The following is a 21,672-nucleotide window of genomic DNA, read 5'->3' as shown; positions in this document are numbered from 1 at the left end:
CCCTTAAAATTACGGATTGCTTTTTTTAAATCCTTATTTCTCAGTCCTTATTTCTCATTTCGATCCTAACTTTGACCGATGTTCGATTTCAGATTACAAGTATTTCATACCGTGGCCCGGCGGCTGAACTTTACGCGCGCCGCCGAAGAGTTGTTTATTTCCCAGCCGGCAGCTACCAAACATGTGCAGGAAATTGAGCAGCATTTTAAAACCAAATTATTTGAACGGAACGGCTCCAGGATTTCGTTGACCGAAGCCGGAAAGGTATTGCTGCGCTATACGGAAGCGCTTTTTGGCATTTACCGGAAAATGGAACTGGAGTTGCATTCTTTTGCCGCACAGCACAAAGGCAGGATGCGGATCGGAGCCAGCACCACCATTGCCGAATACCTGCTGCCACCCGCTTTAGCCGCTTTTAAAAGCCGGTTTCAGGACATTTCCGTTATCCTCACCAGCGGCAACACCGAACATATCGAGCAGTTATTACAAAAAAGCGAGATCGATTTTGGAATGATCGAAGGACAGCCCAAGAGCAGCCTGTTCAAATATACGCCCTTTATTAAAGATGAAATTGTACTGGTGGCATCCGGGAAAAATCCCATTACAAAAAAGCAAAGGATCTCCTTAAAAGAACTACAGCAGCTGCCGATGGTTTTAAGAGAACCAGGGTCGGGAACGCTGGAAGTGATCACCAAACACCTGAAGGCAAAAGGCATCCGGCTTTCGCAGCTCAACCGCGAGATACAACTGGCCAGTTCAGAAAGCATCAAATCCTATATTTCCAATTCCATGGCCGTTTCCTTCCTCTCCATTCATACCATATTGGGTGAACTTAACAATAATGAACTGGCCATTGTGGACGTGCAGGGAATGGACATTGAACGGCATTTCCAGTTTATACAACTGCACAGCGGTGCGGCCGCCATACCCGACTATTTTATGAAATTCATCAACCACTATAATTTTAAATAACGACCTGAAGTAGGTAGCCGGTAAAGAAGCGTATTCTTCGTGAAACGATGGAGGCACCGGTATCAGTGGCCAGAGCGGGTATTGGAGGGTGTTATCCGGTTTACACAAACATAAAGCGCCACAGCAACCACCAGCAGGATGATGCCTGTTCCCGTCCATAAGGTATTGAAGCCATAGTCCTCCGCCACCTTGGTTCCAAGCAAAGGCGTAAAGATAAATGAGATGGACACGGCCATGCCATTAAGTCCCATATAAGAACCTTTATTTCCCTTTCCGGACCGCAGGGCAGTTATAGCCGACATAAAGGGAAGCACCAGGATCTCTGCCAGACTTAGTACTGTGATGGACAGAAGAATCAGCCAGATACTATGACCAGCGATCAGCATTGCATAAGAAGCTGCTGCGCCAAGCGTGCCCACCAAAAGCGTGGCAGCCGGCGTCAGTTTTCTTTCGGCCAGGTTTACCAGCAGCATTTCCATCACCACAATCACGAAGCCGCTATACCCCAGCACATAGCCAATGGTTGTTTGATTGAGCCCGGCTTCGTCGCGGTAAAAAAGAGGCAGCGTATTAAAAAACTGGAAAAAGCACAGGGCAAAGATCCCGCAGAACACGGAATACAACACAAAGGGCGCATCCCGGTAAGCAGACCGTTCGCTTAAGCCTCCGGTTTCTTTCATGGCCATTTTCCGTTCCCGCTCCTTTTTACGGAACAGGATGGAACGTTTTCTGAAAAAACGTACGTATACGATACCGGCAGCCAATGCAGCCAGCGCATTTACCGCGAACAGAAAATTGTACGACACTGCTGCAAGAATACCACCCAGGGCGGGGCCAATGGAAAAACCCAGGTTGATCGCCATTCGGTTTAGTGAAAAAGCACGGGTAAGATTTTCCGGTGCCGCATACTTGGTAATGGCCACGGAGTTGGCCGGCCGGAATGATTCGCTGATAACGCTCTGGATAAAAATAATAGCCGCCAGCCCCTGCAAGGTGGTAAAAAAAGGGATCACCGCAAACAAAGGTGCACTTAAAAACAAACTGGCCCATTGCACCCTGAACTCACCGATGCGGTCTGTAATATAGCCGCCCAGCCAGGAGCCCACCACCGATCCGATGCCAAAAAAACTAAGTACAACACCCGACTCCTTTAAACCCAAATGAAGATGATCGGTCATATACACACCTAAAAAAGGCAGCACCATGGAACCTGAGCGGTTGATCAACATAACCGCCGCAAGCATCCAGGCCTCTTTTGACAGCCCTTTAAATGAATTGATATAGACGCGCAGAATTCCCATAGGATATGAAAAGCTGCGAAGGTCTGTAAAAAAAAGGAATAAACCAGTAAATTTGAACTACCAGGAATTGTAATATGCAGCATCCGTATGTTTTCAAACCCGGGTTTGCGCATAAACTGCGCGCCATCGACCGGGTCTATCTATCGTTTATTGCCGGCAGTATTACTGCTGCTGCATTGTATCTGTCCGGCCTTCCTACTATGATGATCATTCTTGCCGGCTGGCTGGCTTTTTGTATTTGCTATCTCGTGCTTTGCTGGCAGGTTATTTACACTACGCCGCGGGAATACATTATAAAAAAGGCTGCTGCAGAAGATGGCAGCAGGGCCTTTGTTTTTTTATTTATTGTATTGGCCTGCTTTGCGTGCATGGGTGCAGTATTAAGCATTGTGATCAATTCCCGAGGAAACAATGTCAGTCATTTTTTGTGGTTACCCCTGTCGGTATCCGCAATGATCGCCTCCTGGCTACTGGTGCACACCATTTATACGTTTCATTACGCCCACCTGTATTACCAGGATGGGGCCGAAGGAAGGGGCCTGCATTTTCCAGGAGATGAGCAACCCGATTACCGCGACTTTGCATATTATGCGCTTTGTATGGGCTGTACCTTCCAGGTTTCGGATGTAGATACCACTTCCCGAAACCTGAGAATGGTGACCATGTATCACGGACTGATTTCCTTCGCTTTGAATACCTTCCTGGTAGCCCTTACCATCAATATTGTTTCAGGGTTGGTGCATTAGGTGAGGTCATCAGCATTCAGCTGTTGTTAAAAGCCGATGGCTGATGACTGGTAACTGACCGCTTAATTCTCCTGGGCGGACAGGTTCCGCTTATCTTTCCTGAAATATACCGGCTCGGGAATTTCGGAAGGATTAAAGGGGTTGTAAAAATAGATATCATCATCCCGGTAAAGTGCAAACTGCTTTTTTAAACGACCGGTAAAGTCCGCATAATTTTTTAATTCCTCCTTTGTCCAGGCCGCCTCTGCCAATGCAGCAATACGTGGAAACACAAGGTAGTCCATCCGGTTAAAATCAGGAACAGTTTCTGTCCATAAATTCGCCTGAATGCCCTGAACCTGTTTTTGGTGCCGCGCACCTATCAGTGCAGAGAGGTTAAAGGAATAAACATCTTCCAACGGACTATAGCCCTTTCCCCATTTGCGGCCCATACGATGCGTGCTATCCTGAACAAAATCGAAATAATACGGCAGGCGCGGGCATACCACTACGTCATATCCCCTATCCAATGCCATTTTCAACTGCGCCGGCTTGTCGTGCCGCCACCAGAAAATCACGGTCTTGTCATTGGGGAGGTTGATCTCGGCCATCTCATCCCAGGCCAGCAATTTTGCATTCATTGCATATACGGAGTCGGCCATACGCTCCATAAAATAACGCTCTACGGCTTTCAGATCCTTTAAGCCTTCACGTTCCATTAATCTCCGGATGCCCGCATTCTTCAGCCACTGATCGGTACCAAAGCTCACTTCATCGCCCCCCAGATGCATCATTCCGGAGGGGAACAACATATTCACCTCACGAAGCATATTAGTCAGGTACCCATAGGTATGCTCATTACCTGGGTCAAAGGTAAAATCCGGATGCTGCTCATTGCCGCCGCCGCTGTATTGCGGGTACGCACGATTTGCTGCGGTGGCATGCCCTGGCATATCAATCTCGGGGATTACAGTGATATTGCGCTGCCCTGCATAATGAACGATCTCAGCAATCTCCTGCTGCGTATAGTAGGCGGCCGGCGCTTCGGGATCTGTAAAACTACCGGCCCCGCCAACCAGGGTCAGCCGGGGATACCTACGGATCTCCAACCGCCATGCAGGTTCATCAGTCAGGTGCCAGTGAAACCGGTTCAGTTTGTAAAAAGCCATCCAGTCCAGCAGTTGCAATACTTTTTTCTTGCCCATAAAATGCCGCGATTCATCCAGCATAAACCCGCGCCAGCGATAGCGGGGACCGTCGGAGATCTCCCATCCATCAATAGCAATGGTACTGTTATGGCTCTTTTGTGAGCGCACCAATTGTAAAAAGCTGGAAATCCCGTTAACCACGCCTCCCACCGAGTTGCCCATAATATGTACGCCCCGGTCTGTAATGCGCAGCGTATATCCTTCATCTACTTCCATAGCGCCCTTACTCAATGTAAGCAGGATCGTATTGGCTTCTGAAGATTGCGTTGTTAGACCCAACGGGAGCAACTCTTTTTTGATGAGCTCCTGTTGAAGATACCCCGCAGCATCTTTCAGCAGTGTGGTTGCGATATAGATGCGGGTATACTTATTAAGCACAAATGAACGGTTGGAGACGGTTGCCTTCTTCGGCGCAGGAATCACCGGACAGGAGGTTTGAGCATTCGTCAAAACAACCATCGTCAAAAACAGCAAGGCAGTATACACTTTTTTCATCGTCGGGTATTTGGTTGAAAGATAGGATTTTTAGCAGATTCCGTCATCGTGCCGCGGTATAGGACAACCAAGTTACAGGAGCACAAAAGCAACAGCTTTGTATGCCGTGGCAACTCACATTTTCGCATCCATTAATTTGCCGGTTTTTTTTGCCGGCGCTCCCAGATGTATCTGGATCACAAACGCTCTTTCAGTCTGAAAAGATGACGGCAGCCGGATATCATAATAGGTATTTTTATCCAGGTCCAGACCCATATCCGCAGGCTCAACCTCCAGCTTGCCACCCGTTTCCACTAATATTGCCGAAACCGGCACCTGTTTAAAATTCTTTGGAACCGTGATCCGCACCCGGTTGTTTACCGGCCGGTTGAATACCGTAAGATACAATGTGCTATCCTTTTGTGTAAAGTAGCCGTATTGACCAGCCGGAAAATCGGAATGCCGGCCTTCATATACCGCCGGGGCGTTATGCTTTATCCAGGCCCCGGTTTCAGCGGCAATCCGGTCTTCTTCCGGGCGCATATTCCCATTGCCGTCCGGTCCGAAATTGATTACAAAATTGCCATTCATCGAACGGCAGCGCATCAGCATATCCAACAGGTCATCGGTTGTCTTGGTGTAGATCCCTGACCAGTCTTTCATATATCCCCAACCGTTCGGGGGGATCGTCATCACACAATCCCAATCGTTTCCATCGAGCCATTCAAAACTTCCGGGCATCTTCCGCTCCCATCCCTGTTCATAATCGCCCAGCAAGCGGCCGTTGCTGTCGAAATGCCGCGCACCAAATTCATCATTACGGAATCTGGATCCAATGATCAGCCCCGGGTGTTTCTCGCGCAGTTCTTTCTCCAGCTTATAGGTAAAATCGTAGGCGCTTTTCCAGGAGTTGTCCCAGGTGCCGTCGAACCAAAGTCCTTTGATCTGCGGGTAGTTTGTGATCAGTTCCAAAAGCTGGTTGCGCGTATAGGTCAGAAACCGGTCAAAGCGTTTTTTTTCATCTGCTGTTTTTGGCACACCGCCGATATAATCCGGGTTGTTCCACTCCAGCACGGAAAAATACAGGTATACATCAATGCCTTCTGCTGTATAGGCATCAACTACCTGCTTAACAATATCTTTCTTATACGGTGTTTTGGCAATACTATAATCAGAGTACTTTGTAGGCCATAACGCAAAACCGTCGTGATGCTTGGTTGTAAAGATCACATAACGGGCGCCCATTTCTTTGGCCTGTTTTGCCCAGCGTTTTGCATCAAACCTTTTGGGATTAAATTGCCTGTATAAATTATCGTAAATATTTTTCCAGTCCTTCGGAGCCGTTGGCCCTCCCCAGGAGCGGATCCATTCCGATGCAGCTGCCCCGCCTCTGGCACTTACCCCGTTCCATTCGTTGCCGGGGATGGCATACAGGCCCCAGTGAATAAACTGGCCCAGGCCGTAATTTCGGAATGCCTGCATAGCCGCGTCGCTACGGTGCGCCGGTGTTATCGGACCATATTGAATTGTTCTTAAACTATCCGGTTTCCTTTTGGGACCTGTCCATTGTGCGTTTGCGAACGGGTTTAAAACCACGATCATTACAAAAAAAATGAAGCCTGTTTTTTTTATCTTTGTCATTATCTGATCCTTTACCTATCTTTTTTAAATTACCGCATCCCCGCCCTATCGCCATCGGGCGCTATATTTCCATATTCCCGCATTTTCAAATTCCTATTGCAGTATCCACGTCATGGCATCTTTTAATATTTTACCATTGCTTACACCCGTTGCTTCAATTTTATTGTTCCCCTTCTTCAACGCGATATTTTCAAATATCCAATGTCTTTGATTTACCCCATGGATGCCTTTTACTTCCTTCCCATTTACAAAAAGATGTACCTGTGCCAGGTTTGAAAAAGCCTGCACGCTGGTAGTAGCCTGTGTACGCAAGCTGTCTCTCCGGTTAGCTAAGTAGATCATCGGTTCCGGGTTCCAATTGGCTTTATACCAGTAAAAGGCATCCTTTTTCCGTTTGCGGTCGAAGCTCACCAGTCCTTTCAGGTTACGCGCATTTACGCCGCCCCGATTCCACAGCGGCACCGCAAATTCAAATGTATTCCATAGGTAGGAAGCCAGGATATAGGGATGCTTTTCAATGATGGCCCATTGCCGGATATGGGTTTCCGTCTGGTAGTTTTCGGGATAGAACTGCCCGTTTACGGGATTGATTTTTGAAGGGTCCGGAAGCCTTTCCGAAGCCTGGTCCATATTGCCGTCCGCACCATATTCGGATAGCATCACCTTATAACCGGGGTACTGGGTCTCCAGGCCAGACGCCCATTTTTCCAGATCGCTGATCCTTCCTTCATACCAGCCATAGTAGCGGTTCATGCCCTGCACGTCGGCGGCAAGATTAGCCGGGCGGTCCATTTCACCATAACCGGAAACTGCGACCGTGTAACGGTCCGGATCATCGGTCTTGGCAATATCATTAAGTTCTCTTGTAAGTACGGGCACATGCTCATCTTCTGTTTTGGAATATACTTCATTATGCAGTCCCCATAAATAGATGGACGGATGATTCCGGTTCTGGCGCACCAGTTCTGTCATCTGCTGCCGGGCATTCTCTGTTTCTCCCAAAGAAGTTGTATTTACAAATGGAATCTCTGCCCAAATCAGAAGGCCCATTGTATCGGCCAGCGCGTACATATCCTCCGCCTGTTGATAATGTGCCAACCGGATGGTAGTGGCCCCCATTTCCCGGATGATCTTCATATCTTCTTCGTGCTGTTCATGTGAAAGCGCATTCCCGTACTGCCAGCGATCCTGGTGCCTTGTAACGCCGTACATCGGATACTTAACACCATTCAGATACACGCCATCTCCGGCCCGAAGTTCAACCCGGCGAATGCCAAGCGGCTGGGTAACCGCGTCCAGTTCCTGCCCATCCCGGATCAGGGAGGTGGTCAGGCTATACAGATAGGGATCCCTGATTCCATTCCAAAGGTGCGGACGGCTTACCTGAAATACCTGCTCTACGTAGGTGGCCCCCTGGGGGTTTAGCAACACATTTTTGCGTACCTGGACCACGGTCTTCCCTGCAGCATCTTTTACAATGGTTTGCAGCATCACCGGCTGCGCCTTCATTTCTTTATTCTCCAGTTTTGCCTTCACATGGATATCAGCATTTTTTGCCGAAACATTCTTTTGTGTAACGTAAATACCCGGCGATGCATAATCTGTAACGGTTATATTTACAGGGCTAGTAACAATCATGCTTACCGGCCGGTAAATGCCTCCGTAAATCGGAAATAAAAAATGGTTTACCGGTATCACATCTTTACGGGCCTCATTATTGGTTTTGACCAGGATCTGGTTTTCTTCCCCATACCTTACGGAATTGGTGATCTCAAAAGAAAAAGCCGCATAGCTTCCTTTATGCTCCGTAAGGTAACGGCCATTGATATAAATAGTGGCCACAGATCCCACGCCCTCAAAGCGCAGAAAGATCCGCTTTCCCTTTAATTCATTTTTCACCAGGAATTTCTTTTTATAAAAAGCGTCACCCGCGTAAAAATTTTTATCCAGCTGCATGTCGGTGCGGTTATAGGTATGCGGCACTACGATCTTTTCCCAATCCTGGTTCAAATAGCTGGTATCCTTTCCAAAATCACCCGGTCCCTTTTTAAACTCCCAGTTATCATTAAAGCCGATCACCATCCTGCCGTTCTGGGCGGCAACAGTATTGATCGCCCAGCTCCCAAAAATAACCACACCTAAAACCACCCTTTTTAAAAAAGGGAGAACATAATATTTTATTTCCATAATTTATGATAGATGCTCAACATCAAATTTCTCCTGAAGGATTTAGGAAGCCCTGTAGCAAAAAAGAGTTCCGGCGCTTAAACGTCTGCAAATATAACTTCCCCTCTTCTAAAACCTCTGTATGCCAGGTTGCTTTTTACCTTACTTGCGATATTTCACTGCATGCAAACGATTGTCCTGGTTTATAAAAAAATTGGCAATCCGGCATCACTCCCGGGAACAGGTAAAGGCGGTCTACAGCCGCGAATCCGCAGCACGCGCTGTACCGGAAAAGAACAGGATCCTGTGTTATATTTGCATAGCAAACCCCACCGGAGTCAAAAAGCAACACTTATACGATGAATCATAAAGATCCCAACCCATGGTTAAAATACCTGGGGCTCACGGCCCAGCTGCTGGTGCTGTTGGGCGTGGCCGTTTATGCCGCCATCTGGCTGGATAAAAAACTCGGCGTTTCGCCATTGTTTTTAATCCTGCTACCTTTGCTAGTCTTAGGCACTACGTTTTATCAACTTTATAAAGAAACCATTAGGAAAAAAAATGACTCAGTTTAATGCAAAGGCCGCCATCAAAACCCCGGTAAGGATCATGATTATCCTGTTTGTGATCATCAGTGGCCTCTTTATTTTTGGAAAAACCACATTACAACAACAAAACATTGATACCACGGTAGTGCTGGCAGGGAATCTCTTGTTATTCCTGATCAGCCTGCTAAACCTGGTGCGTTCTGCAAACGCCATCGACAATCCTAATCCTCAGGTATTTGTACGTACTTTTTACAGCGGGTTCGTAATCCGGCTATTTGCCTGTGCTATTGCAGCCTTTATCTATATTTATACGCAGCAGGGGCGTATCAACAAGCCCGCCCTGTTTATTTGCCTGGGCATCTATATTGTTTATTCGCTTATTGAAACCACTACCCTCAAAAAAATATTCAACAGCAAAAAGAACAATGCCTAAGAAACAGGTTCCGATGGGGCAGTTAGCCGCATACCTGCCCGATAATACTTACGAAGCAGTGCTGGCCTACCTGGATCACTACAACGTGCATCTGACCATTGCTAAAAGCCGGTCCTCGGTGCTGGGCGATTACCGGCACCGGCTGTCTACGGAGCATCACCGCATTAGTGTAAACGGAAACCTGAATAAATATGCGTTCCTCATTACCCTGCTGCACGAACTGGCGCACCTGGTTACATTTGAGCAATACGGAAATAAGGTAGCCTCCCATGGCCGTGAATGGAAACACCACTACGGGCAATTGCTGGCGCAGTTTCTACTGAAAAAGGTCTTCCCTGCTGATATTGCGGCAGAGCTGCAACGGTCCCTGCACAACCCGGGTGCGTCTACCTGTGCAGAAGAAAGCCTGCAACGGATTTTATACCGGTACGACGATCGCAAACAGCATCATTACCTGGTAGAAGAGCTGCCGGCAGGCACCCTGTTTGCCCTCTCGGATGGGCGCATTTTTAAAAAAGGAAAGAAACGGACGAAGCGGTTTGAGTGCCTTGAAATGAAAACCGGAAAACTCTATTTGTTCAGCCCGGTGTATGAGGTATATGCACCGGAGCGGTTTCAAGCCTGATGTTTGTAGTTCCCCGGCAGAGGTATGTATTTCAACCGGAGAAAGGGCACCAAACAGTAACGACACCTCCCCCTTTTATATTTGATATTCCTCATTGGCTATTTTACATTCCCGAAGGGAAGGTTTGACGTTGGTTTTCGTTCCGGCTTGGTGAGAGATATGAGATACCAGATATCAGACATCAGATGTCAGATATTAGTGTCTATTGTCTATAGCATATCGATCGGCGGTGATTTACGGAGCAGGAACGGCATCTCCATTTTCACATTTCCGCATTCTCAAATTTTCAAATTCCGAAGCAGGAACGGCATTTCACTTCTACATTTAATATTTCCAATTCGATATTTTATATTCCCAAGCGGGGACCGGTATGTGTTTTTTGTCTTTTGAATCTTGTCTTTCCGAAAGATGGATGATCGAACCGCAACGGAATCTTCATTCTCACATGCGCACATTTTCAAATTATTCCAATATCAGCTTTTGTAATTTCTTCCGGTCGCCTACGATCCAGATAATATCCCCCCATTCCAGCACGGTAGATGATTCGGGATTCAGGATCCGTCCCTTTTCCTTCTCGATCCCAACGATCAGTCCGTTGGTCCGTTCCCGGAGCCCGGAGCCATGTATGGTTTGCCCCCTCAGCTTGGTATGCTCATCCACCAACACTTTCTGAAGTACAATATCCTCAATGCTTATAGCCTCATCCTCCAATACCTCCCGAGTATCAAAAATCGGTTTAAATACGGCGAGTTGGTCATCGGTGATCAGGATTCCTACCCGGTCAAACGGAAGCAGGCGGTTGTTCCGGCCGGGTGTATGAATAATCTCATCACCCCGCTTGATGTATACGATATTGATTCCGAATTTTTCCCGCCATTGCAGGTCTTTTAATAAAATACCAATCGCCTTGGCCTGTGGATTTACTTCCATTTCCACAATATGCGCATCCCAGGCTTCCATTCCTGAACGCATTTCATTATTTTTTTCCTTCAGATTATGTTCAACCATATGGGCCGCTGCCGCCTCAAGTTCACGTTCGTTCAGATTGTGCATAAACCGCTTTTCCATCCGCTGGTAAAACTTCTGGATCCTGTTGGAGAATAATATTAAAACCAGTATCGTAATGGGAATGCCCACCAGCAATGCGATCCGTGCCGGCACCAGTGTATTTACGAATATGGCCATAAATAAAATCCCCATAGTTACCCGCAGCAGTTCCACTATAAACAGGGGGCCACGGTTGTATTTTTTATCTACCCATAATTCTTTATACGCCTGGTTCTTGGGCTTTCCGGCCATAAAGGCCCAGAAAAAGGGAGCGGCAGCAGCCAGCGAAACCACTAACAGAATGCCGTTGCGCAGGTAACTGTGCTGCACCCGTTCATCAATAAAGGGTTGCAGGAAATTTTTACTCACCAATAGTACGGCCACCAGGATGATCGTATTCGTTACAAGAATCCGGAGATAGGTTTTTAACACGACCTTCCAGTCGCTCTCTGCCTGTATCTGCTGGGTGCTGGAAGAATACCGGTTTAGTTTATGAACCCATTTACCGGGAAGTACTTTTACCAGGCGATTGTAGATCGGTTCCGAAAACTTGATCAGGTAGGGGGTTGTAAAAGTAGTGATGGCAGAAGCGCCTACCGCGATGGGGAAAAGGAACTCCGAGATCACTCCCAATGAGAGTCCCAGGGTGGCCACGATAAAGGCAAACTCACCGATCTGCGCCATACTCATTCCTACCTGTACCGATTGCTTTAGGGGTTGCCCCGAGATCAGCGCTCCGATAGTGGTACTGATCATTTTGCCGAACAGCGTCAGCAATGTGATCCAGCAGATGGGGCCGGCATAGGCAGCAATGGCTTTGGGATCGATCATCATGCCAACGGAAACAAAAAACACCGCACCAAACAGGTCCTTAACGGGCTTGATCAGGTGCTCAACCTTTTCTGCCAGCGTAGTTTCTGCTATGATAGACCCCATTACAAAGGCGCCCAACTCTGCCGAAAAACCTACCTGCGTAGCCAGCACCACCATGGCCAGACAAAGCCCTAGCGCCAGTATCAGCAGGGTCTCCTCATCCAGCAGTTTACGGGCAACCCGTAAAAAGGTCGGCAACAAAAAGATGCCTACAATAAACCACATCCCCAGGAAAAACAAAAGCTTTAAAACGGTAAAAAGAATTTGCCCGCCTTCAAAATTCTTGGTAACCGCCACGGTGGAAAGCAATACCATCAGCAGGATCACAACAATGTCTTCCACTACCAGTACACCAAAAACGATCCGGGCGAACTGCTTGGTCTTCACTCCCAGTTCATCAAAGGCCCGCAGGATAATAGTGGTGGAAGAACTGGCCAGCATGCCGCCCAGGAACAGGCTGTCCATGGTACTCCAACCCATGAGTTTCCCTGCAAAATAGCCGCCCACGGTAATAAAGATAATCTCGGTAAAAGCCGTAATGGATGCAGTGCCTCCCACCCGCACGAGTTTTTTAAAGCTGAACTCCAGACCCAGGCTAAACAACAAAAAGATCACACCGATCTCCGCCAGCGTTTTCACATTCTCCTGGTCGACCACATTGGGTGTAAAAATAAAATGCGGACTCACCAAAAAACCAGCAATGATATAGCCCAGCACCAGCGGTTGCTTTATTTTCCGAAACAATAAAGTTACGATGGCACCCGCCATCAGTATGAGTGCCAGGTCTTCGATCAATTTTGGTAAATGCCCCATATATGTGTATTACGTGCTTTGTGGTTTGCGGGAAATATAAGCATTTTCGGGCAGAAAAGGAAGGGAAATAGTCTTAAATTTTTATTTTCAAATCCCTGGAGATGAGCCGCTGGTTTCTAAAAAAAAGAGCAACCGCTACGGGTTGCTCTTTCTCCAATCATCGTTCTTTTTTAGTTTTATTGTTTCAGTTCTTTGATCTTTAAGGAACGGTAAGACACTTCATCGCCATGATCCTGCAACAGCAAATGTCCTTTAGGCGCCATACCGAAATTGGGCCAGTTTTTATACTTGCTGATGGCTACTAATTTTAAGAACTCCGGAGAGCCCCGTTGATATTCTACCATTTTCCAGCCGTTCAGCCAATGTTCTACTTTATTGTTGGGATATACGATCACCATGCCCTTGTTCCACTCCCCGATCGGTTTGCGTGCACGCTTTTCGCGGTTGGATGTGATGAGATCGTACAGCGAAGCCAGTGTACGGTTTCCGTCGCGCCCCATCTTGGCATCCGGATGCACGGCATCGTCCAGGATCTGGTACTCCAGCCCTATTGCAGAACCAGAATTTTTTTCGCTTTCTGTTACAAAATATTTCACGCCACTGTTGGCCCCTTTTGTCAGTTTAAAATCAAACTCAAAGATAAAGGCACTGTATTCTTTTTGAGTTACAATGTCGCCGCCGTTCGCCGATTCTTTTCCCTGAGAAGACTGTACCGTTAACACGCCGTTATTTATAGTCCAGCCCTTGGACGGGAATGCCGGTTTGTAAGCACCTCTCCATCCTGTTGTGGTGTTACCATCAAACAATAACCGGAAGCCGTTTTTCTTTTCTGCAGCAGACAGATTGTTCGGGATCATATTCACCACAAAGGTTCCATCGAGCGGAGCGGGTTTCAGACCGGAGGTCCGGATGCGGATATTCCGCCAGCGGATCTGCCGTCCTTCATCCTTTTTATTACCGATACCATGTACCTGCAGGGCTATAAAACCCCTGGGTGTAAGATCATCCACCAGGTATGCACAGGGAACCCCGTTTAGCCAGGTGCGTATATTATTACCGATGCATTCCAGTTTTATACGGTTCCATTGCCCCTGACGAAATGCTTTTTTGGCAACGGGGTTCAAATCCAGCGGATACAGCCAATCGCGCCGCGCCTCATCATAAATACCGCCAGACCAGGCCCGGGGCGAGGGATCGATCTCAAACTGGTAACCATGCACGCGACCGTTATTGTATTCCGGCTTACTTTCACTGCGGAATTGCACACCGGAGTTCATCGTGCTGTCTACTTTAAACTCCAGCTCGAGGATAAAATCACCATAATCCTGTTCGGTTACCATAAAAGAGTTGGGCTGCCCATACACCGTAGTTCCAACAATTTCTCCATGCTCCACGGTATATTTCGCCTTGCCATTCAGTTGCTTCCAGCCGGTAAAATCCCTGCCGTTGAAAAGATTTTTCCACCCGGAGCCCTGGGCAGCGGCAGCCAGTACCAGCAGGGCAGTTCCGGCAAGCATCATTATTTTTTTCATTGCCTTTGTTTTAAAAGAATACCGGCTAAATTACCAGCTTTCCGCTAAACAACAGAAATTAACTATTCAAACGTTTTCGTAAATAGCTTTTTGAGAAATGCCCTATATTCGTCAATATTACAATTCATATAACAATTGCCAGATGAGTACAAACAGAAGAGTTTTTATCCGGAATACCGGATTGGCTGCAGTTGCAGCGGGCCTGGGAGCCATGGTTCCGCTGGAGCTGTTAGCGGCGGTTAAAAAAGCAGTATCTCCCAATGACAAGATTGGTATTGGTGTAATCGGTGTTAAAGGGATGGGATGGTCCGATCTTTCTTCGATGCTAAAGGTTCCGGAAACCCAATGCGTAGCGCTTTGTGATATAGACGATAGCATTATCCGGCAACGGCTTGCAGATCTTGAAAAAATCAGCCCGCTAAAACCAACGATATATAAGGATTACCGGAAGCTCTTACAAAATAAGGATGTGGATGTAGTGATTGTGGGTACGCCGGACCACTGGCATTGTTTGCAGATGATTGATGCCTGCGCGGCCGGCAAGGATGTGTACTGCGAAAAGCCGCTGGCCAATTCCATTTTTGAAGTACAGTTGATGGTAAAAGCCGCCGCAAGATACAACCGCATGGTGCAGGTGGGTCAATGGCAGCGAAGCCAGCAGCATTTTAAAGATGCCATTGCCTATGTGCAGTCTGGAAAACTGGGCCGCATTGCTGCTACCAAAACCTGGATGTACCGTGGGGGATCCACACCCCTACCCGTAGTGCCCAATAGTCCCGTGCCGGCAGGTGTTGATTATACCATGTGGCTGGGTCCTGCCAAGAAGCGTCCGTTTAATAAAAACCGCTTCCATTATGAGTTTCGCTGGTTTTGGGATTATGCAGGCGGCCTGATGACCGACTGGGGGGTACACCTGATCGATATGGTGCTGATGGGCATGAAAGCGGAAGCACCCAAATCGGTAATGGCAACAGGTGGCAAATTTGTTTTCCCGGATGATGCCCGCGAAACACCGGATCTCCAAACCACCTTATACGATTTTGGCTCCTTCCAGATGAGCTGGGAACACAACCTGGCAACCGGGGTAGGACTGTATAATATGCAGCACGGCATTGCCTTTATCGGTGAAAACGGAACCCTGCTTCTGAACCGGGGCGGATGGGAGGTACGGCCGGAGAAAGATAAAATTGCTGCTGTAGCCTGGACAAAATCGGTGGACAACGGATTAAACCTGCATACAGCAAACTTCATTGATGTGGTAAAATCCCGGCAGAAAGCAGATCTCCATTGCCCCGTGGAAGCAGCCGCTACCGTGGCTATTGCCAGTCATATGGGAAATATTGCGGTGCGTACCGGACAAAAGATCTATTGGGATCAAACCAGAAACCAGTTTAATAGCCCTGCCGCCACACAACTGGTAAAGCCGGTTTATCAAAATGGATGGAAACTGCCCAATATGTGATACTGACAAAGGGTAAAAACGTGAATTGACAGGCTATAAAAGCGCACAAATTTATCATAGACAACATATAATTTATCCAAGACGAAGTATAGGTTGTATCTTTGCAAAAAGATCTACTTGTGAAATACTTCTTTTGGCTAGGCGTGATGCTGTTGGCCGTTAGCTGTGCAAAACGCACGGCTCCGGCCATTGATACCAACGGTACTGTCATAAGCCTCGCCCTTCATGAAAAAAAAGCATACGGGAACATAACCATTGCCGTATCGCGGATACAGGAAAGCCGGTGCCCTATGAATGCACGTTGTATCCGGGCCGGGGAAGCCATTGCCGATCTGACCATCAGTGACGAAAAAAGCAGTGCCGCTGTTTCATTGTGTACGGGCACGGATTGTGGTATGCAGAAAAAAGAGGCTCAGGCCACTGCAATATTAAGCACACATCAATACCAGCTCAGCCTGGTGGATATTTTACCTAACCCTACAAAGACCCTGGAAAAAGGCACCCAAAAAGTACTATTCTCTATCCGTAAAATTCAGTAGCATGCAGGCGGAAGAATCCGTCATATTATTTGATGGCGTATGTAATTTATGCAACCGGTCGGTGATGTTTATCATAAAACATGATCCGAAGGGCCGGTTCCGTTTTGCGGCGCTGCAATCTCCTGCAGGCTTACAACTCACCCGGCAATACGGCATTCCGCAAACATATGGCTCTGTGGTGCTGATCGAAAATGGGAAGGCGCACCTCAGCTCTACAGCAGCACTAAGGATTGCACGAAGGCTAAACAGATTATGGCCATTGGTTTATGTGCTCATGTTGGTTCCGGCAGTGATCCGCGACCGGCTGTACAACTGGGTTGCACATAACCGGTACCGCTGGTTTGGCAGCGCCGATCATTGCATGCGTCCCACAGATCGGCTACGGGCAAAATTCCTTTAATGAGCGGCTGAGTTAAAACGCAAGGCAAAAATTGCAACAGGGGATCGAGTACTTGGCGGGCATTGCGAAAAGACCTTCCCTTGCGGTTTAATGCTAACCACAAGGGACGCCACTAGTTCATCGAGGTGAGCCACCATACATTTCCGAAAGGATCCCTTACCCCGCCGCTGTAACCGTAATCACGCTGTGCCAGTTCATCAATAACCTCGCAACCGTTGTTTATCGCTTTGCGGATGATTTCACCAGCGTCCTCTACATAAACAAACAGGTTCGCGGGGGCCGGGTCGTATCCCTCTGTTACATCCGCAAACAGGATATTACAGCCATTAATCTGCACTTCCGCATGCATGATTTCTTTACTGTCTGCATCCCGGTAACTTTTAAACACTTCCCGGGCATCGAATACCCGCTGTGTAAAACCGATAAAATCTTCTGCGTGCAGCAGGATCAGGTAAGGCATAAGCGGCTGATGCCCTTTTGCTACTTTCATATGATTTGTTTTCACAACAACAACCAGGATGGCTAGTTTGTTGGCCCGTCGAAGTACAGTTTTAATGCAGCGCGCAATGGATCCGGCATGGCGGCCCTTTTCATGGTTCGGGCTTCCATAAAATAAAGCACCACATGTCCTTTCGCCAGCAGCTCTTTTTCCTCATTGTAAGCCTCCTGGTGAAAAGTGATGCGGTGTCCTTCCGGAAGTTCATACAGGTTGGCCGTAACCGTAATGAGATCATCATAGGTAGCCGGACGGATGTATTTACAATGAACCTCAATAACCGGCATAATGATACCCGCCGCTTCCATTTGGGCATAAGTAATGCCCAGGTTCCGGATCGATTCGGTGCGCGCTACTTCAAAATAATTGATATAATTACTATGATACACCACGCCCATTTTATCAGTATCTGCGTAGCGTACGCGGAGCTGTGTTGCTGAAGTAAACATATACGTTATTTGCCGATTGCTTTATCCACGCTGTATTTCCCCGGTCCTACCAACAACAGTACCAGGAATATAGCAAGAAAAAGACCCGCCAATTCTCCCTGGCCAAAGAAATCCCCATTATGTGCGACAAACAGGGCAACGCACATCGCGATGATCAGTGGAATGGTAGCCAAACGGGTGAGCAGCCCCAGCAGAATCAGCACCGCGCAGAAAAATTCGGCAAAGATGGTCAAACTTAGCGAGGCTTTTACACCGATATGAAACGGGTCCGAAAAACCTTTCGCCGCAATTTCTGAAAAGCCGGTTAGCTTTTTGTAGCCATGATTCACAGCCATTGCACTTCCGGCAACCACCCGGAGTACCAGCAATGCCAGCGCTACACCCGAGTCTTTATATTTTGTGTTGAGCAATCTCATACAAAAATGTATTAGGAAACAAACATAGGAATTATTTTCTTTTCCTCCTTGTGTATACCCGGCGTTTTATACCGCCCTTCCAGCCGGGCGAAACTCCGCTCCCCCATCAACAGCTAGCTCAAGGTGCTTTAAGTGCCGGCGCCGGATGGTGGCAGCGCACCTGACGATTTTCTTTTTCGCACATACGCGGGGAATTGTATATTCGTTCCTGTAAAACAATCGATCATGTTCCCTTTACTGTCGGCCTACTTATACCAGAAAAAAAAAATAACCATCCCCGGGATCGGTCTCTTTGAACTGCATCCGGTACACGCATCCACTGGTTTTGACACGGTGGACGCCCCGGGTTGGGAGATCCGGTTCACCGAAAACAGGAATGCGACAAGCAGTGAAAACCCGGATGTCTTATATGAATCCCTTGCTGCAAAAGAGGGCATCCGGAAGATAGAAGCGTTGGAACAATTTGAAGAATTTGCCCGCAATATACTGGTCCGGCTAAATGACCAGGAAACGGTTCTATGGGAAGAAGTTGGCTCCCTGGAAAAGCCCGATTTCCGCATCGCCTTTACACCACAGGCAATTACCCTTTCCCCTTTTACCGGTATTACAGCGCAGAAAGTGATCCGGGAACATGCAAATCTGCAGCTGCGGGTTGGGGAAAAAGAGACCAGTGCTGAAGCGATCAGGGAAGAACAGCAAAAAGAACTGGCCGAAAAAAACAGATCCCGTAAAATTACCTGGATCGTATTGGCAGCCGTTGTGGCAATCGCCGCCGCATTCTTATTAAGAAACGGGTGCAGTACTCAATCTTCGGGAAACCGGCAGAAAGTATCTATACAAAAAACACCGTCCACCTACCAGCAAAAGTAATGTTCCGTTTTTGCTGGTTCATAAAAACCGGTCGCATAAAAAAAACAGCGGGTTTATTTATTGCGGGGGCTTATCGCCTTTAGAAGAAGATAGAGGCCGGCCGGAATCACGTTAAAAATTACAACCACAATAATCCCCAGCACTTTTAAGTGCGCCGGCAATACTTTACTCAGAAGCACCGCTCTGATCCCAAAAAAAACGATCAATATATATACCAGGATCAACAACACATACCACACAGGCATCCATTTATTTCAATCGGGCAAAGGTACAGTTTTAGAACGGAAGGCGGCACCTGCCCCCGGGTGGAGGTGTACCGGGCTAAAATCGTATACCTAAACCCAATCCCGCATTGTAGTAAACATTGTTCAGATCTTTTTCCCAATTTTCCGGATATGTATGGGATGCCAGTCCCCCGATCACACCTCCAATACCCACATTACCCGACAGGCATAAGACCTTGTTTACATTTACCGTTATTTTCCCGGTAAACGCCATAGAAGAAAACCGGGCCGTTTCCTTTGCATATACACTGGGTGCGTCGTAAAAGGGAACGCCGTTGCTATGATCATTCGTAACACGATACTGGATAACCGCCTTCTTTACAGCAAGCATATATTGTGGCCCGATGCCTACCCGTACCCGGCCCTTGTTCTTTGGATAAAACCGCATGGCAAGGCCAAAACCGTACGCCCCATCATTCAGTCCCACAAATGGCGCCACATCCAGTCCCAGCCGGTTGTTCAGCAGTGTTCGTTCATACGACAACTGGAAAATGGCCGAGGGGCGGTTACGCAGGTGGGCCGGTTCATTAATCCCTGTATATGGACGCGCCAGGTCAAGAATGCCGCCGGAAGCTGTAGTAGTATTAGGCCCCATTTTATTGTATTCCTTTAACCGCATGGCCTTTTCGCGGCTGATTGGCCGGTGCCGTTTTCCCATTGAAAAATAATCGGCAGTACCATTGGCGTAAACGATTGAATCTACATATTTCCGTGGGTAAGTATATACCGGCCCATCCGGGTTACTAAGCTTTCTGTAGTTTATGAACTCAATGGTTACTTCTGTTACCTGAGCCTCTATGACCCGCTGTGCCCGTTTCGTGTAGATCCGGTCCTGTGCCTGCACCGGCAATAATTCCATTATAAGCAGCAGCACCAATAGTATCTTTCTCATACAATTTTTTAGGTTTTTAATGACCGGCAATAATATTGCCCTGTATTAGTTATGAATGGTGCCTATTTTCTGAGGATTCACCGGATTGGTGATATCATAAAGGATAAAGCCCCCTTTAACATAGACGATCAGTGTATGATCATAGGGAATCACATCGACAAAGTCCGTATCCTCCGAAAGCACTTTCCTGCTTATAGGTTTTGTTTTATCGGTTACATCAATCACGTTCATCCCGTTTTTGCCCATGCATACATAAAGCGTATTGTTCTTCAACCCCAATCCCTGCGGCTCGGGCATCACCAGGGTTGCCACCTGCTTTGGGTATAATACATTGGTACCCTGTATATCGTAAATGTTCAGCTGGTTCAGGGTTCCGCCGCAGCCATTATTATTGCTGCGCAGGGTTACATACGCATAATTCTCGTCAGCTACCACCGGGTCGCAGGAGCGCAAATGTTGTGCCTGTCCCTGCAGCTGCGGCTTTTTGGGATTGCTGTTATCAAACACAAACATACCGGTTTGCGATCCAATAAAAAGTTTATCACGGTAAGGGAAGATGGTTTCAATGTTCCAGCCCACATTCTGTGTATTCAACAAAACGGTTTGGGCAGGATCGGAAATATCAAAGGTATGGAGCGTAGAATGATCCACCAGGTAGAGGTAATTACCGGAAATAGTCATGCGTGCCGTGGAACCACCTTTGCCGGAATCAGAGGGCCCCATTGTATCTCCTTTTTTACATCCGAAGGCCAGTAAGATGCCGCCGGTCATGATCATAAGAAATTGTTTCAGGTTCATCTGGAAGTTTTTAATGGGTCAATAGGAACAGCCAGGATTGACGAGTGTTTTCTTTTGCCAGCCGATCACGACCCCTTTTGACCGGTCAGGACATTCAAAAGGTCCCCGCTCCGGCGGTAACGCCGGGGAAGACAACTTGCCAAAGGCGTCCGGAAGTCGTTTAACAGTCTGCAGCTTATTGTTCTCAATCTTGAGGATCACCAGGTCGTTCTGGCTATTGGTATAAATCAGCCCGTTTTTGACGGCCACTTCCTGGGCGCCACCCGCCTGAATAAAACCTTTCTGCACCGGTGCCGCCGGGTCTGAAATATCCGTGATGTGAATGCCTTTTCCTGTTTCCACCTGGTAAAGCAGGTCACCCCACACATAAATTTTCCCTCCGTTCTCAACGGCCCGCGCAGGAACCAGCGATACGCCCTTCATCTCCGAAAGATCTCCATAAAGGGGTGCATATCCGGTTACTTCGTTTTTTCTGTTTGAGCAGGACAATAAAAGCAGTGCGCTCATAAGCATTAATGTTACACTTTTCATGGCTTGGATTTAACCCGTTTTAATGATCGTTTCAGTTTGTTCTACAACCTGGTCACAAACCAGGTTAATAGTCCGTTCAATACCGGTCTTCGCCCGGTATCCTATTGCAGCCGTTTGTTTAGATCAGCAACGCTGTTGTTTAGTAAGAACGTGACCTGTTGTAAAAGCGCAACAACC

21 protein-coding genes are annotated in these 21,672 nt (G+C 47.6%); 9 read left to right on the top strand and 12 right to left on the bottom strand.

The genetic code is table 11. The annotated features are described in order from the left end of the window. Nucleotides 1-78: 78 nt before the first annotated feature. Nucleotides 79-972: a LysR family transcriptional regulator gene (locus tag LL912_RS22510; RefSeq protein ID WP_235555868.1), complete on the top strand. Its 894-nt coding sequence runs from the start codon at nt 79-81 to the stop codon at nt 970-972. Between the two features lie 62 nt (nt 973-1,034). On the opposite strand, the gene LL912_RS22505 is transcribed toward LL912_RS22510, so the two are convergent. Beyond that, on the bottom strand, nt 1,035-2,273 hold the full coding sequence (locus LL912_RS22505) for an MFS transporter (RefSeq protein WP_235555867.1): 1,239 nt from the start codon (nt 2,271-2,273) through the stop codon (nt 1,035-1,037). Between the two features lie 74 nt (nt 2,274-2,347). Between LL912_RS22505 and LL912_RS22500 the strand changes: the two genes are divergently transcribed. After that, nucleotides 2,348-3,019 (top strand): DUF1345 domain-containing protein, encoded by a 672-nt coding sequence (locus LL912_RS22500; RefSeq protein WP_235555866.1) that lies wholly within the window; start codon nt 2,348-2,350, stop codon nt 3,017-3,019. Between the two features lie 62 nt (nt 3,020-3,081). Here LL912_RS22500 and LL912_RS22495 read toward each other — a convergent pair whose 3' ends face one another. From LL912_RS22495 to LL912_RS22485, 3 genes are all read right to left on the bottom strand, one after another. Continuing rightward, complete coding sequence (locus tag LL912_RS22495) at nt 3,082-4,701, bottom strand: beta-N-acetylhexosaminidase (RefSeq protein ID WP_235555865.1); 1,620 nt, start codon at nt 4,699-4,701, stop codon at nt 3,082-3,084. A gap of 114 nt (nt 4,702-4,815) precedes the next feature. Beyond that, nucleotides 4,816-6,321, bottom strand: a complete 1,506-nt coding sequence (locus LL912_RS22490; protein WP_235555864.1) for an alpha-L-fucosidase — start codon at nt 6,319-6,321, stop codon at nt 4,816-4,818. A gap of 93 nt (nt 6,322-6,414) precedes the next feature. Beyond that, nucleotides 6,415-8,508, bottom strand: coding sequence for a glycoside hydrolase family 2 protein (locus LL912_RS22485; RefSeq protein ID WP_235555863.1), 2,094 nt, complete (start codon nt 8,506-8,508; stop codon nt 6,415-6,417). Between the two features lie 338 nt (nt 8,509-8,846). Between LL912_RS22485 and LL912_RS22480 the strand changes: the two genes are divergently transcribed. Genes LL912_RS22480 through LL912_RS22470 form a run of 3 tightly spaced genes read left to right on the top strand, consistent with a single transcriptional unit; the run spans nt 8,847 to nt 10,093 of the window. Beyond that, nucleotides 8,847-9,062 (top strand): AtpZ/AtpI family protein, encoded by a 216-nt coding sequence (locus LL912_RS22480; protein WP_235555862.1) that lies wholly within the window; start codon nt 8,847-8,849, stop codon nt 9,060-9,062. Then, complete coding sequence (locus LL912_RS22475) at nt 9,049-9,468, top strand: hypothetical protein (protein WP_235555861.1); 420 nt, start codon at nt 9,049-9,051, stop codon at nt 9,466-9,468. The genes LL912_RS22480 and LL912_RS22475 overlap by 14 nt, the downstream gene beginning before the upstream one ends. Further along, nucleotides 9,461-10,093, top strand: coding sequence for a SprT-like domain-containing protein (locus tag LL912_RS22470; protein ID WP_235555860.1), 633 nt, complete (start codon nt 9,461-9,463; stop codon nt 10,091-10,093). Before LL912_RS22475 ends, LL912_RS22470 begins: the two co-directional genes overlap by 8 nt. A gap of 462 nt (nt 10,094-10,555) precedes the next feature. Here the strand turns inward: LL912_RS22470 and LL912_RS22465 are convergent, their stop codons facing one another. Both LL912_RS22465 and LL912_RS22460 read right to left on the bottom strand, forming a co-directional pair. After that, nucleotides 10,556-12,826 (bottom strand): cation:proton antiporter domain-containing protein, encoded by a 2,271-nt coding sequence (locus tag LL912_RS22465; protein ID WP_235555859.1) that lies wholly within the window; start codon nt 12,824-12,826, stop codon nt 10,556-10,558. Nucleotides 12,827-13,002: 176 nt separating this feature from the next. Further along, the gene (locus LL912_RS22460) at nt 13,003-14,358 is read right to left on the bottom strand and encodes a 3-keto-disaccharide hydrolase (protein ID WP_235555858.1); all 1,356 of its coding nucleotides are present in this window, start codon (nt 14,356-14,358) and stop codon (nt 13,003-13,005) included. A 142-nt stretch (nt 14,359-14,500) separates the two neighbouring features. Between LL912_RS22460 and LL912_RS22455 the strand changes: the two genes are divergently transcribed. The 3 genes from LL912_RS22455 (at nt 14,501) to LL912_RS22445 (ending at nt 16,759) form a co-directional block, all read left to right on the top strand. Further along, nucleotides 14,501-15,820 (top strand): Gfo/Idh/MocA family protein, encoded by a 1,320-nt coding sequence (locus LL912_RS22455; protein ID WP_235555857.1) that lies wholly within the window; start codon nt 14,501-14,503, stop codon nt 15,818-15,820. 119 nt (nt 15,821-15,939) lie between these two features. Beyond that, nucleotides 15,940-16,359 carry a hypothetical protein gene (locus tag LL912_RS22450; RefSeq protein WP_235555856.1) on the top strand — a complete coding sequence of 140 codons (420 nt, stop codon included), beginning with the start codon at nt 15,940-15,942 and terminating at the stop codon, nt 16,357-16,359. Between the two features lies 1 nt (nt 16,360). Next, nucleotides 16,361-16,759 carry a thiol-disulfide oxidoreductase DCC family protein gene (locus tag LL912_RS22445; RefSeq protein ID WP_235555855.1) on the top strand — a complete coding sequence of 133 codons (399 nt, stop codon included), beginning with the start codon at nt 16,361-16,363 and terminating at the stop codon, nt 16,757-16,759. 112 nt (nt 16,760-16,871) lie between these two features. Here LL912_RS22445 and LL912_RS22440 read toward each other — a convergent pair whose 3' ends face one another. Genes LL912_RS22440 through LL912_RS22430 form a run of 3 tightly spaced genes read right to left on the bottom strand, consistent with a single transcriptional unit; the run spans nt 16,872 to nt 18,120 of the window. Beyond that, nucleotides 16,872-17,249 (bottom strand): VOC family protein, encoded by a 378-nt coding sequence (locus tag LL912_RS22440; protein WP_235555854.1) that lies wholly within the window; start codon nt 17,247-17,249, stop codon nt 16,872-16,874. Nucleotides 17,250-17,281: 32 nt separating this feature from the next. After that, the gene (locus LL912_RS22435) at nt 17,282-17,704 is read right to left on the bottom strand and encodes an acyl-CoA thioesterase (RefSeq protein ID WP_235555853.1); all 423 of its coding nucleotides are present in this window, start codon (nt 17,702-17,704) and stop codon (nt 17,282-17,284) included. 5 nt (nt 17,705-17,709) lie between these two features. Then, nucleotides 17,710-18,120 (bottom strand): DoxX family protein, encoded by a 411-nt coding sequence (locus LL912_RS22430; RefSeq protein WP_235555852.1) that lies wholly within the window; start codon nt 18,118-18,120, stop codon nt 17,710-17,712. Between the two features lie 225 nt (nt 18,121-18,345). On the opposite strand from LL912_RS22430, the gene LL912_RS22425 reads away from it, so the two are divergent. Beyond that, the gene (locus tag LL912_RS22425) at nt 18,346-18,990 is read left to right on the top strand and encodes a hypothetical protein (RefSeq protein ID WP_235555851.1); all 645 of its coding nucleotides are present in this window, start codon (nt 18,346-18,348) and stop codon (nt 18,988-18,990) included. Nucleotides 18,991-19,311: 321 nt separating this feature from the next. Here LL912_RS22425 and LL912_RS22420 read toward each other — a convergent pair whose 3' ends face one another. Genes LL912_RS22420 through LL912_RS22410 form a run of 3 tightly spaced genes read right to left on the bottom strand, consistent with a single transcriptional unit; the run spans nt 19,312 to nt 21,495 of the window. Next, entirely contained in the window at nt 19,312-20,166 is an 855-nt protein-coding gene (locus LL912_RS22420) for a hypothetical protein (protein WP_235555850.1), read from the bottom strand. 45 nt (nt 20,167-20,211) lie between these two features. Next, nucleotides 20,212-20,964, bottom strand: coding sequence for an LVIVD repeat-containing protein (locus LL912_RS22415; RefSeq protein ID WP_235555849.1), 753 nt, complete (start codon nt 20,962-20,964; stop codon nt 20,212-20,214). A gap of 18 nt (nt 20,965-20,982) precedes the next feature. Next, nucleotides 20,983-21,495: an LVIVD repeat-containing protein gene (locus LL912_RS22410; RefSeq protein WP_235555848.1), complete on the bottom strand. Its 513-nt coding sequence runs from the start codon at nt 21,493-21,495 to the stop codon at nt 20,983-20,985. Nucleotides 21,496-21,672 lie beyond the last annotated feature (177 nt).

The sequence above is a fragment of the Niabella agricola genome (genome assembly GCF_021538615.1).
In the GTDB taxonomy this organism is placed as follows: Bacteria; Bacteroidota; Bacteroidia; order Chitinophagales; family Chitinophagaceae; genus Niabella; species Niabella agricola.
The sequence above is the reverse complement of the archived record's forward strand: the minus strand, read 5'-3'. Positions and strand labels throughout refer to the sequence as shown.